The organism is Enterococcus sp. DIV0008 (genome assembly GCF_050542615.1).
In the GTDB taxonomy this organism is placed as follows: Bacteria; Bacillota; Bacilli; order Lactobacillales; family Enterococcaceae; genus Enterococcus_D; species Enterococcus_D innesii.
Window position 1 is genome coordinate 2073356 of the sequence record NZ_CP172937.1, and the last position, 13574, is coordinate 2086929.

Here is a 13574-nt window from a genome sequence, read left to right on the forward strand (position 1 = left end):
ACCCCTAATCTTACTCCACAATAGCAAAATTTTGCCAAACTGATAAGCAAAGCGAATCAGCCGTTGTCGAAAATGAGAAAATTGTCAGATTCCCTTCCTTTTTTTACTAGAGCAATCCCTCTCCAACAGGAACTGCAACTGCATTGGCTCAGTAATTATACACTTCTACGCTTCCCTAATGAATGTAGGTTTTGTCTCATTTTCACAAACGACTGACACAGCATAATTTCAGACAGAATTTTGTACAACATGTATAATTAAATTATAGAAAGGCATCAAAATAAAACGAAACGAGGAGTGGATCACAGATGAAGAGTCATTGTAAATGCGGAAAAAAATTGAGTGCCCATGAAAAAAGCTGTCCAGACTGCAAACACAAAAAACAGCAAACTTTAGAATCCTTGGAAAAATTCGTTAAATACGGCAGCTTCGCATTAGCCGGTCTGTCATTAGTTTTGAAAATTGCGAAAAGCCGCCAAAGCTAACTTTATCGCTTCAGTCAACAAAAAAAACGCCCAAATGGCGTTTTTTTTGTTGCTATTCATCGATGATCGTACTTTCCAACCGCCAATTGATAGCGCCTGTATAAGTTCCGGGTGAAATTAGCTCCATTTTGGGAACAAAGCGAAAGTAACAATCGTATTCTTTAAGATCAACCGTTAAATTTGCTTCGCCTGTTGGTTGCTGTTGAAAAATCACTTGTTCCTCAGAGGTTATGGAAGCCATCAGCTGATTGGTCTCCGGATCATAGAGAACCAATTGGATTTCATCCGCCAGCAGTTGTTGCTCTTGCAAAAAATCCGTCATCTGACCATTTAATTGCCAAGTTCCCTCACTAGTATTCGTGATTGATAAAAGAGATGGTTCTTCGTCATAAGAAAGTGCTAGATAAGCATAGCCATCGTCTCTGATGGAACGCGCCAGCTCATTTACCGTGACTACAGTTCCATTGATTGAGGTAGGCGCCTGGTGAAATTCCACGATCCCACGAAAGTCGATGCCATAAAAACGGGTCTCCGATCGATTCCCTTCCGTGTCGATCACATAAACCGCCAGATAATACGTCGTATCCGGTGCCAACGCATTGGTATCCAACATCAATGTATCCGTCAAAGGCTCGGTTATTGCACTTCGTTCAATGAGGGCCACCTCTGAAAAATCATCTTCAGTGATAACTGTTTCTTCGGTAAAAAAATCCGTAGCGTACACTTTGGCTTGAGTCGAGTTTTGGTCCTCGATCGTAATTGGTAGATAACAATTACGCTTTTGTCGCACGATCTGTCGGTTTGCTTTTGCTTCTGTTAACGACACCAAACCTGTGGTCAAGCTCGGCGGAAAGTCTCCGGTCATTTGATAATAGTGGGTTTCTGGATCCCCCGAGGTCAAACTAGAGACAAAGGCATTCCCATTAAAAATCGTTTGAACAGGAATGATGGCATCCAGATTCTCATCGATCGGAGCTTCTGTGTAATTGACGGAAAAATGAACAATGTAGTCGTTTCCTTTGACCATGTCAGGCAATGTCGTAATTAACTGCCCATTTTCAATGACAAAGGGTAAGGCGGTTCCCCCTTCCGGCAGACCATTGACCATAATTTCGCTGGCCTTACCGAAATAAACAACTTCCGGTACGAGAGACAAGCCCTCCGGGAAAAGGCTGGAAAGCGTGATGCCTGATTCTAAATCAGCTAAATCGCTGGTGTCCTTGTAGGAAAGATAGGTCGCATAGGTAATGGTTTTGCTATTGTCGACAGTGGCTGGCTGGGCAAGTGTCGTACCAGTATCCAACAATAGTTTGACCGGGTCTTTTTCAAAAACACCGGTTCGCATATCAATTTCTACTAGTCCTTCAACATCGACAAAGGCCACAGCTTTTTCTTGAACATAGCCACCGTTTGCACCTGTAAAACCAAAATAGACCGGTGCACTATTGGTCAGGTTCAAATTCGATTTGAAGGTGTCATCAACAGGTACTGTTACATCAACACCGAAATCTGGTACGGTGTAACGCAACGTTTGCGTTGGCTGATCAAAAACTACTGTAAAACTATGCCACACCCCATCGGAAATATCACTCACTGATACCGTATCACGATGATTTAAGACTTTGTCGATAATCAGCCAACCATCGGTGGTATATGCGTCATTTGAGCCGGGAAAATTCCATGCGATATGATGGCCGGAAGGAACATCGCGATCCATCATACCGTCCCCAGTCAAACCGGCATTATTATAGAACGTATCGAATTCAATCGCAAAACTTTGTGGGATCGCTCCCGTACTTAAAGGAGTTGTTCCTCCTGTATTTGACCAGACTCCAATCGTCGGTCCTGCTTGTTCTGCCAGTGCATTTAAGCCACTGCTTTGCATCACAAAAGCTATCCCATCGCTGTCCGTTGCTGTATTATCGATACAAAATGCCATTTCTAACCGAAAGGAGCGAGTAAAAGAAACCGGCTTATTGAACCAGACACCACCACTGGAGTTGGTGGTAGCTCCATCATTGACCTGAACATAATTGAAGCCCGGTTCTCCTTGTGGCGAACCCGCTTGGCCCACAGGAGTGATCAGAGAATCGTCAATCGCTAACGTAGGAAAATCTGGCGCAGATACCGCAGCAAGGACGATTTCTTGTTTCCCGCACAGCAGCAAAATGCTAAAAAAGAACACATAGCCCCATCGGATAATGCCAAACTTTTTCATCACTGTCCTCCGCTTTCTTCATTCTGATTCTTCTTTCACTGCCAGCCCATCATCTACTTCTGCTTTATTACGTCTCTTATAAAAAATGAACAAGAGAAGTAGGACAAGCAGGAAGAGAAGTATCCCTCCTGCATAGAGCCAGTACTGTTTTTGAAGATATGCTGCACCTAATGTTGTCTGGCGGTTGATAAGCTTGGCTTGCTTGCGATCAACCACCACCGAATCCTCAAATACCCACGTTCCTTTAGGCGCATTCAACTCGATCCGTAACATATAGGTCCCCGGTTCGAGAATGTTCTGATCAAAGGCACTAAACAGCTCCAAAACCGAATTCGGAGCTATTTGAAAATCCTCTGCAGAAAACCCACCGACCTTGTTGCCGCTGTCTTGCTCACGTATGATCGTTTTCACAGATATTTTGCCAAATGCTGTGGGCTGACTATTGCGGATACTGCTTTTGAGAGCAGCAGAACCATTTCTTTCCACCGCCTCAGAATTGATCAAAGACAATTGGGGATCAGGCATGGTTGCCACATTCTGACGCAAGCGGATCCCTTGCTGAATTTTATAGTTGGCTTGCAGATTTGTTTGCTGGCTTTCAGTTGTCTCTGACGGTTCTTCTTCAAAGGCAAACACACCAAGTATTTCTCCTGCAAATTCTTCACCTTTCATTGAAAGGGTAAAATGAACCTGATGACTTTCTCCAGGACCAAGTTTAATCGTCTGCCTTGGGTTCTCAATCAATTGACTAAACGAGATTCCTTGGTTCTCTTCGGCGGTCTGTTCTGCTTGGTACGCAATAATCCCAGTAGAGGCCGTATAACTATTTAGTGCTGTTGCTTTTATGGTCAATGCGTCTGAGCTTGTATTATGAAGGGCAACAGTCAAATCCTGTTTGGTCTCATCCGTTACCAGTAAGTCAAAGTAACTGACATCGCTAAGTTGATTTTGGGGAAGTTCTGGGGTTACTGTGAATCGCGTCGTTTGTGCATAACCGGTAACTTTTATAAAGCAAAACAGACTAATAAAAAAGCTGATGAGTACCAACCACTTGATTTGTTTTTTCATTGTCGCCCTTCCTTTGTTATTCTGCTTGATAAGTATTTGATAATGTCCAAGTAATCGTGCCACTATAAGCACCACTGTTGATGTTTTGTTTTGGAATCGTCAAGGTTGCACTTGTAAAATCAAAATCATTTGTTGCCAGACCCGTCGTTCCATTAGCACTAGCAATCAGCGTAGGATCTGTTGCCCCTACCATCAATTCTGTTCCTGAGACGAGGGAGGCATCGCCGGAATCAATTGACCCATTGAGGGTGACTTTTGCATTTACAAGTTCATTGTTTGAAGCATTTGTCATTTTTGATAATTGAGCTGTCAACTGCCAGCCTGCTTCATTGGGTCCACGATAATCGGTAATTGACGTTGCCTCATTCGTTGCAGTGGTAAGCACTTGATCGCCTGTCGCAATATCTTTGATGCTCGTAGTACCAAAATCAAAATTCGTCACTTGATCTAACGATAAGATTCCTTGTTCGATGGTTATTGTCGCCTGACTGGTCATTGAAGCAGTCGGATTCGCTTCCGCCGCAAATGCCCTAACAGGTGATAGTGCCAAACTGATACCGATTAAAACTAATACTCCCGCCTTTTTCTTCATTTTTATCTCTTCCTTCCTTTTTTGATGAGTAGTCGATGGATGAAAAAAGCACCGATAAAAAATAATAATTTAGTTTGTATTTTTTCATCTTATTCTCATCTACTATAAGTATAATCCATCATGGTTATCATACGGTTCACAGATTTAGCGTAAAAAAAACGCCAAAAAGGAGAATGCCTTATGTATCGAGAATTTATTTCTCCCGCAGAAGAAAAGAAATTAGCTATTTTCAAGTATGTGTGTAATTCGAATGGAGTAACACTCGTTAAACTCTCAGAAGCCCTAAAGATCCCATTAAAAAGCTTACAAAAGTACATCTATTTTTTAAACGAAGATTTGCAGCAACTTTCACCAACGTTACTTTTGAATAAAAACAATTACAATCAATATTTTGTGGATTGTGGTGAGGAAGAAGAGCAACCTTTTTATTCCAAGCTGATGTATCATTATTTGCTCAACTCCACACAATATCACTTTATCCATTCATTGATTGGCCGTAACCAAACAACCCTCACACAGCTATGCCTTGATTTACACATTAGTCAGTCTCATGTGTACCGCTTGATCAAGAAAGTCAATCAATTACTAGAAAAGTTTCAGATTGTTATCCGAACAGATCACCAAAATCGGATTGAATTAGCGGGCAAGGAACTTGATATCCGTATTTTTATTTATAGCTTTTTAACTCAAAGTGCCCCTGCTGAATTGTGGCTTTTGTCAAGTATCTCTCCAAAAGAGACCGCCAAGTTTACCGCCTATTTTGAAACTTCGGCTTTTGATCAACTAACAAAAAACAAATTAGCTGCATTTTGGCAAACCGTTGTCGGCCGCAGTATCAAAAGAAAATATCTGCCAATAATCCCTGATAAGTATTTGGAGATGATGGAATTCTACTGCTTTTTACCAGCAGATATTCTTGACTCACTCTTCTTAAGTGCTGAGTATGTTTCAGACAAAACGCGACGATCAGAGTATCTGTACTTGAATTTCTCCCTCCATGTCTTTTTACCAGGGGTTGTTCCTCAAGAGAAAACACAAGCCATAATTCAAGCAATTAAGTACTCTAAAACGGATCTTGTCTGTTTTTTCACTACTATGATCGAAGATTGGCACGCTACCTTTGCTCCTGAACAGGGAAAAGCCGAATTCGAAAAGCTTTTGAGCAGTTGCCTGCTAGTCTTCAACCTATCGATCATTATTGGGATCGATCTCTTGGAAGTTTGGCAGCTAGAACACGAAATGCTGACGGAAAACGCTCCAACAAATGACGATACCTATGAGGCCATCAGCCAACTTTTACTGCCCCACGTTGAAAACTACCCATTTGCCGACCTGGATAAAGACTATTTTAAACAGACACAATTGCCTTATCTGGCTCATCTCTTATATTTGGAAACACTGATGAACACGCCCCCTACCGTATCGATCTATATTCAAACGACGATCCAATACCGCACAAAGCAAATGATTGAGACGAGGATTCGTTCGATTTATGCTAAAGCTTCTGTGACTTTCGTCAAACAAATGGAAACCGCTGATTTATTGATCACGGATAATTATGAAGAAGTGATGTTCTCCGAAAAATTAGTCTTGCTGTCAAACCTGCAAGATGAACAAGAGTGGGCAGCGATTTTTGCAAAAATCAATCAACAAATGATGACAAAGATGTTTGCGAAACAAGAGAAGTAAGCTGCCGATTCCATTTACATCCGCAAAAAAAAAGCCCGAGCACCTTTGCTCGAGCTTTTTTACTACTATTTTTAGTCCTGACAATTTTAAGCGAAGAAGCTACCACCAGTTACACTGTACACTTGGCCAGTTACATAACTTGCTTCATCAGAAGCTAAGAAAACGTAAACGGGTGCTAGTTCCACCGGTTGACCGGCACGTTTCATCAATTCTTTTTGACCAAATTCTGGGATCGCAGATTGTGGTTGACCACCAGAAATTTGAAGTGGCGTCCAGATTGGACCAGGCGCAACGGTATTGACCCGAATACCTTTTTCACTTAATTGCGCAGCTAACCCCTTACTAAAGGAAGTAATGGCACCTTTCGTGGCTGCATAGTCTAACAGATGGGCACTTGGTTCCGCACTTTGGATCGAAGTGGTGGTGATAATGCTTCCACCGGCTGGTAAGTAATCCAACGCTTCTTGAACAGTCCAATACATGGAGATGATATTCGTTGTAAAAGTATCTTGAATTTGTTGCGTAGTCAACTCTTTGATGTCCTTCACCGCTTGTTGCATCCCAGCATTTAGAACTAACGTATCTAAACCGCCTAATTCTTTGGCTGCTTCATGAACCAATTGACGAGCGAAGGTCTCATCTTTTAAGTCTCCTGGGATCAAGACTGCTTTGCGTCCAGCTTTCTCGATGACTGCTTTGACTTCTTGCGCGTCTTCTTCTTCAAAAGGAAGGTAGTTGATTGCCACATCGGCGCCTTCTTTGGCAAAAGCGATGGCTGCAGCTCGACCAATACCAGAATCACCACCGGTCACTAATGCTTTGCGTCCAGTTAATTTGCCTGAACCAGCGTAGCTTTCTTCCCCGCAATCAGGTACTGGCTGCATCTTCCCTTGAATCGCCGGTGCTTCTTGCACCTGTTTTTCAAATTTGCCATCATAATACTTCGTTAACGGATTGTTGATTTTTTCTGACATGCTCGTTTCCTCCTTGATTATTTCTACTTCAATTTGCCATATTTTCTTATGACCTTACTTAAAAGTGTAAAGGAAGATGGAGGGAATGAGAAACGAAACGCTCAGTAGAACAAATGAAGCCCAGAGGAAAAGGAGCTTTGTTCAAGTTGGAAATCGCCCTAGATCACAATCGAAAACGTCACCATCGATGATCCATTCTTTTAGGAAATGACTCATCAATGGTGACATTTAAAAATGTCTATTTTACCAAAAGTGCGCGAAGTGCCTGACGAAACGCCTCCATCTCCTCGGCGGTCTGTAGAAAAACATCGGGATGACTGTGGTGGCTGTCGATCATCCAATTTTTAGTATCTGTAACGTTAAGAAAGTCTGCTACTAAGGCATCCGTTTGCTGCGGTTGAGTAGCTTGGGCGGTCTTCAAGAGATAGAAATCTTCAATTCCCCGCTGTAGTTGTTTATACCGTAAGGACAACAACAAATGTCCATGATTGCCGGGATAAATGAAACATAGATCGCCGATGGGTAGTGAGCTCGTATTGTAGCGGATATCGGTTCGGGCATTTTGCGGCCAGCAATTGTAAGCCCACCGCAAGAAGCCGTCTGTTTTAAACTGATAGGCCAAGATTCCTTGCATTCGCGTCTCTAATAAAGGACTGTGCAAAAAAGTGTTGGGTTTGTCTGGGTAATTGCAAACATAGTACTGAGTCCGACCCGGATGACTTTGCGCCAGTGTTTCGTAATGGTTGCAGGTACAGTAATAGGAAGTCACGGGATGATCGATCACTGGCAGCAACTCAAACAAAACGTCTTCTTTATCAAACGCTGCTTTGATCTGGATCGTCTCATCAATGTCTTTTAGGACAGCCAAAGAAGCTCGGAAACTGTCGATTTGATGTTTCTTCGGTTCGTCAGAAACGATCCGAACCTTCTCCCACAGATTCTTCTCTTTAAAATAAACAAATACTTGACGTAAATATTCCTGCAACTCGGCCTTTTGATGAATAAAGCCGAAGGTGCCTTTTTCCTCATCGTAAAAGCGAATCACCAATTTTTCTGGATGGTCCAAGTCGACCAGTGGGAAAAACGGCGGTTCCCAGACACCAAGTAAGCCAAATACATCGATTTCTTCAGAGATACCCGCTTCAAAAAAACATTCGAGGTAACGAGTAAGGATAGAAAAATCACAATGCAGCTGTCCGGCTTGAGTCTTTTTAACTTTGACCATCGAGTATTCATATAAATTGGCCGGATAGTCTTTGACGATATAGTTGAACCACCCCTTCCAAGGAATTTCTCCAGCAATCACCGTGATTGCTTTTTGTCCGATCGCCGCTAAGCTTTGCGCCATTTCTTTGATCAAGTCGAAATGGGCATCACTCCATAAAGGAACGTCAAAGGTGCGAGCCAAATTGCTGGGCTGCTGCCACATATTCAAGTGGAACCTCTCTAAATATTCTTTTGGAAAAGTAAAAGCGTCCACTTCAATCGTTAGGCTCTTTTCTAACAAGCACTCCTCTTGACTAGTCAAGTGTGTACGATAGACCTTGATTTTCACGGGATAAGCTTGCGGTTTGATCGTTTCATCGATCTGCCACTCCAAATAAAGCGGTGCATAGCGATCACCAGGATAGGTTTTGGCTGTTTGCTCAAGCAATTTATCGGCGTACGCCAGTTCATGCTGTCCGACATAATAATCGATGAATTGCGCTTTGACCGGCAATTCGCTGATGATTTCAATGCGGATCATTGGAATCTCAATTTCATCGGGAATCGAAAATTCTTCCCCGATGATGTAATGATTCCGTTTGCCATCGTGTAGCAACAGCTGACAAGCAGCGTGGCTGTTGCGAACAGCTGATAGCGTGGTAATGGGTTGCGGCTCCCGGGTTAGCAACGCCGTTGATGCCTTATAACTTTCATGTACAAGGATTGCCTTCATGCTTCTTCTTCCTTTCTAGGATCAGTCAGCCGTGCAACAAGGGCTTGATAGGAAACTTGCTCAAATGCTTCCGGCATGATCGCTAATAACTGCTGCAGGCTGATATTCTTTACAATTTTTAAACGACTTTTGTCTGCCCATGATGGAAAAGCCTGCAACAGCAAGCGTTTGTTTTCATCTGAGTCGAACAATACCCGAATCGGCCACTGGCCAAGATCAGGTAGCAAAGCTGGTTTAGTAACCTTTTCTGCCCAATTCAACTCTAGCCATTCGACGCATTCATCAAGCCAGCGAGCAAAGCGCGGATCAACCATTTCTTTACGATTGCCAAAGCGTTCGGTCGCCAAAGAAAGACCGTGACGTCCTTTTTGGAAAATATGACTTTCAAAAGGGACCTCATGCTCTTCTAGGGCTTGTAAGTAGGCCAGCGAGTTTTCGATAGGAACAACATTGTCTTCATAGGTTGAAAACAAAAAGGTGGGCGGCGTATCTTTCGTGACACATTCATTTAATGAAGGCGCGTCGATCTGCATGACTGTGGCAAATGAGGACAAAATCGCTGGATAGCCTAACAGACATAAACCTGGTTTCATAGGGGAGATCGTCGATAGCGCCGCTGCTAGATGACCGCCGGCCGAAAAACCGATCACAGCGATTTTTTCGGCGTCGATTCTCCATTCACTAGTTAGTTCTTGGATTTTAGCAATCGCTTTTTCGGCATCCACTAAGGAATGGCTGAAACTGCGATGGACCCCCACATGATAGCGTAAGACCCCGGCGTGAAAGCCTTGGGCGGCAAAATTTAAAGCGATCGGCTCGGCTTCTCGCTCACTGCAAAAGGAGTAGCCGCCGCCAGGGATCACCAAGACAAACGGTCGATCCCCCACCCGATCATACTCCGCTTTTTCCTCGTGCAGATAAACCGTCAACCCGGCTTGTGCTTCTTGATCAAATAGATATTCCTGAATAAACACCGCTTACTCTCCTTACCCGTTTTTATTGATGACGTTTTGATACCAATAAAAACTGTCTTTCTTGTATCGCGCCAAGTCCAGCAGCTGCTCATCCGTGCGATTGACATAGATAAACCCGTAACGTTTAGCGATGCCTTCATGAGTACTGACTAGATCGATGGCACTCCACGGACAATAGCCGATCACATCGACACCATCATCGATCGCGAGTGCCATTTGTTCAATGTGCTGTTGCAAATAGTCGATGCGATAATCATCGTGAATTTTACCATCGGTTGTCAAAACATCTTTGGCACCGATGCCGTTTTCCGTGATCAAGAGAGGCAGACGATAGCGGGAATAAATTTCATTCAACGTAAAGCGAAAGCCTTCAGGATCAATGGGCCAGCCAAATTCAGTCATGGGCAAATGAGTGTTTTCTACTGCTTGAAAAAACCCGGGAATTCCAAAACCAGACTGTTGATCGAGTTTTGTCTCTTTTTGAAAATAACTGCTGACGGTCATCGTGTTGTAGTAATTCAATGCAATATAGTCACAGGTACCCGCTGCCAAAATCTTTCGATCTGCTTCGGTCACTGTGGGTGCTGCGCCAATCGTCTCTAATAAATGCCATGCGTTATGATTGTACGTACCGAAAACAGCGACATCTAGGAACAACCAATTTCTCAGGGCACTCATATAAAGAGCTGCCAGCTGATCGGCTGGTTTTTCAGATGCAGGATAGACACTGGCGATATTCGGTGCCGGGCCAATCCTGCCGCTAAAATTGCCTGCATGAAATTGCTGAGTAACCAATGCTTGTGCCACCAGCATATGATGATTTTCTTGAAATTTTTCTTTCATGGATTTTTGACTCGTACCAATTACCGAACCAGCAAGCGCCATCACATTTTGTTCATTGATGGTTTGCCATAGTGGGACTTGTTGACCAAAGTTCTCGAACAGCACTTGGCAATAATCAGCAAATGCTTGGATCGTTGCTCGGTTTTCCCAACCACCTTCTTCGGCAATGGCAACGGGCAGATCGAAATGAAAGACTGTTACGATTGGTTGGATCTCATTTTCAAGTAAAAGGTCGATCAACTTCTGATAAAACGCCAATCCTGCTGGGTTGACTTTACCATCGGGCATGACTCGGCTCCATGAGATGGAAAAACGATAGGCTTTTAACCCTAATTCTTTAAACAACTTCACATCTTCTTCATATCGGTGATAGTGATCTGATGCTACTTTAAAATCAGTGGTTCCTTGTGGAATCTCTTTGATGTCTTGCACTGAGGGACTCTTGCCGTCTCCTGCCCATGCGCCCTCTACTTGATAAGCACTAGTGGATGCTCCCCACAAAAATGCTTCTGGAAAATTACTCATTCCAAGGTTCCTCCTTAACTGCACCGATCAAATTGGCATCCGCTTGAAAATAAGCGGCTTGGATCGCAACTGGTTGCAGTGTTTTTTCAATGATTGGTGCCGTTTTAAAAATTCCTTGATAGCTGGTGGTTATGGCATCGATCACACGCGGCTGACGACTGATCCCGCCACCGATAACGATTTTCTCCAGTCCCAATAGACACTGAAGATCAAAACATAAGACGGCGACTTCTTGGGTATAGGTCGAAAGCAATGCCTCTGCTTCAGGGTCGCTGGTTTTTTCAAGCGTTTCGAAAACCAGCGGACCATCAGCTGTTACCTTCAAACAAGCAGCCAAACGCTCAATCAAGCCGACGGCGGAAAGGCCGACTCCAACGAAGGAATTTCTGTCCATGATTCGCCGATCACGGATCATGAAACTGACCTCCCCTGCTTGACCGCGATTTCCACGATAGAGCTTTCCATCAAGGCAAATTCCGACACCAACACCCGTTCCTAAAATAATCGCCGCACCATTTTGAATGCCTTGCAGATTTCCAGCTTTCATTTCTCCTAACACTGCAACCTTTGCGTCATTTTCGACCGTAATGGTTGTCACCTTTTCTTCACTTAACTGGCAAAGCAAATCGGGTAAGTTCACCCCATCGAGGTACGGCAGGGCGCCGCCAAAGAAGACCGTCCCTGTTTCATCGACGGAACCAGGAACTGCGATAGCTACTTTGGTGAAAGAATCTTGACGAGCATAGGTCTGAAGGATCATTTTGATGGTTTCATTAAGTGCCTTCAGTGTTGTCGGGGTGGGAAAACACTGTCTTTCATTGACCTCGTTGTTTTTGACCCATCCCGTTTTGATGTGCGTCCCGCCGATATCAATTCCTAAATAAACCAATTGTGCCACTTCCTTTGTTTACGCTTGTACTTCTTCGGTGATTTTTTCTGTCATTCCTGTTGCTTCACTTGCTTGCTTTTTTTCAGCAGCCAGTTCTAATTCATACTCTTTCTTGTCGGCAATTTTTAAGAATGGATACCACATAACAATCCCAATCAGCATACAGATGACCATCAAGATCGTGTAATTGAGCCCTCCTGAAAACGGCATTTTGATGAAGGTCGGTGTCGTCCACGGCAACAAGCTCATAGTAGGATTCAAGCTAATAGGTAAAATCGTTGTCGCCAATCCCCAGGTCACGAACCCAGCAATCAGTTGTGTGAATACCTGTGGGATAAAGAACAAGGGATTCAAAATAATCGGCATCCCAAACATGATCGGTTCCGTGATGTTAAAGATCGATGGGATAAATGACAACTTTCCTAGTTGTTTCATTTTTGCCGATTTGCTGCGGATCATAAAAAAGGTGACAAAGCCCATGAAGCCGGCAGCATACATCCCCATGTAGATCACAGAAGGAATCAGATAAGGCAACGCTTGGCCTTGTTGGTAGGCGGCAATATTTGAAACGACCATGGTCATGCTAATCGCCCCGAGCGGCCCTTGTAAGACTGCGTTATGGATCCCAAAGAACCATAAGACGGCTAATACTTCCATAATGATGATGATGGATAATGGGCTAGCAACCAATGAATTTAACGGTGCATTAATTACATCAATAAAGAATTGGAAAATCGAGCCTGATGAAGTAAACCCAAACAAGACGCGTATGACAAAAACGACGACAAAAATAATCGTGACCACAAACACTGGTGCTAAGGATTGGGTTACCATTGGGGGAACACTATCCGGTAGCTTGATCATGATATTTTTTCTTGATAAGAAAGCATAGAAACGTGTCACCAATAAAGCCGTCAGCATGCCGATAAACAATCCTTGTCCGCCTAGAAAATCAAGCTTCAAAGCTCCGATCGTTTGTTCCACTGCTTGGCCATCTTGCATGACAGTCGTTGCCACCGTTTGTGGCATCAACATGATGAAACTAGCTAATGAAATAATCGCCGAGTTGCGTTCGTTGCTTCCCAACTGTTTTGCGTAAGAATACGCTAAACTGTATACGACATACAATGCAAAGACGCCAGTTGCTCCGTTGGTGATCGCTTCAACATGTTGAAAGATGCCAATTTTCGTCAAATAGTCTGTCCAACCGGGAATCGGAAAGTTACCCACGATTGTGATAAAGGCGATCCCTAAAGTGATGGGACTTGTTCGAATAAACCCTTCCATCAAAGCCGCCAAGACTTTGTTTTGCTGCAATTTTTGTGACATTGGTAATAGTTTGCTACTTAAAAATGCTTCTAATTTTTCCATTTTCTCT

Annotated in this window: 10 protein-coding genes; 1 reads left to right on the forward strand and 9 read right to left on the reverse strand. The window is 43.5% G+C overall.

Going from position 1 to position 13574, the window contains the following annotated elements; genetic code table 11:
* Window positions 1–537 precede the first annotated feature (537 nt).
* Genes IGI84_RS09940 through IGI84_RS09950 form a run of 3 tightly spaced genes read right to left on the reverse strand, consistent with a single transcriptional unit; the run spans window position 538 to window position 4363 of the window.
* Complete coding sequence (locus IGI84_RS09940) at window positions 538–2703, reverse strand: lectin-like domain-containing protein (RefSeq protein WP_220427045.1); 2166 nt, start codon at window positions 2701–2703, stop codon at window positions 538–540.
* 18 nt (window positions 2704–2721) lie between these two features.
* Window positions 2722–3771: a DUF916 and DUF3324 domain-containing protein gene (locus IGI84_RS09945; protein WP_220427046.1), complete on the reverse strand. Its 1050-nt coding sequence runs from the start codon at window positions 3769–3771 to the stop codon at window positions 2722–2724.
* A gap of 16 nt (window positions 3772–3787) precedes the next feature.
* The gene (locus IGI84_RS09950; RefSeq protein WP_220427047.1) at window positions 3788–4363 is read right to left on the reverse strand and encodes a WxL domain-containing protein; all 576 of its coding nucleotides are present in this window, start codon (window positions 4361–4363) and stop codon (window positions 3788–3790) included.
* 180 nt (window positions 4364–4543) lie between these two features.
* On the opposite strand from IGI84_RS09950, the gene IGI84_RS09955 reads away from it, so the two are divergent.
* Window positions 4544–6052 carry a helix-turn-helix domain-containing protein gene (locus IGI84_RS09955; protein ID WP_430600258.1) on the forward strand — a complete coding sequence of 503 codons (1509 nt, stop codon included), beginning with the start codon at window positions 4544–4546 and terminating at the stop codon, window positions 6050–6052.
* Window positions 6053–6138: 86 nt separating this feature from the next.
* Here IGI84_RS09955 and IGI84_RS09960 read toward each other — a convergent pair whose 3' ends face one another.
* From IGI84_RS09960 to IGI84_RS09985, 6 genes are all read right to left on the reverse strand, one after another.
* On the reverse strand, window positions 6139–7026 hold the full coding sequence (locus tag IGI84_RS09960; protein ID WP_077454560.1) for an SDR family oxidoreductase: 888 nt from the start codon (window positions 7024–7026) through the stop codon (window positions 6139–6141).
* A gap of 238 nt (window positions 7027–7264) precedes the next feature.
* Window positions 7265–8965, reverse strand: a complete 1701-nt coding sequence (locus IGI84_RS09965) for a DUF4091 domain-containing protein (RefSeq protein WP_220427049.1) — start codon at window positions 8963–8965, stop codon at window positions 7265–7267.
* A complete protein-coding gene (locus IGI84_RS09970; protein WP_220427050.1) occupies window positions 8962–9939 on the reverse strand; it encodes an alpha/beta hydrolase in 978 nt (325 codons plus the stop codon). The genes IGI84_RS09965 and IGI84_RS09970 overlap by 4 nt, the downstream gene beginning before the upstream one ends.
* Before the next feature lie 12 nt (window positions 9940–9951).
* Window positions 9952–11307: a glycoside hydrolase family 1 protein gene (locus tag IGI84_RS09975; protein WP_430600259.1), complete on the reverse strand. Its 1356-nt coding sequence runs from the start codon at window positions 11305–11307 to the stop codon at window positions 9952–9954.
* Window positions 11300–12205, reverse strand: a complete 906-nt coding sequence (locus IGI84_RS09980; RefSeq protein WP_430600260.1) for an ROK family protein — start codon at window positions 12203–12205, stop codon at window positions 11300–11302. Before IGI84_RS09980 ends, IGI84_RS09975 begins: the two co-directional genes overlap by 8 nt.
* A gap of 9 nt (window positions 12206–12214) precedes the next feature.
* Window positions 12215–13567 (reverse strand): PTS transporter subunit EIIC, encoded by a 1353-nt coding sequence (locus IGI84_RS09985; RefSeq protein ID WP_220427053.1) that lies wholly within the window; start codon window positions 13565–13567, stop codon window positions 12215–12217.
* Window positions 13568–13574: the final 7 nt, after the last annotated feature.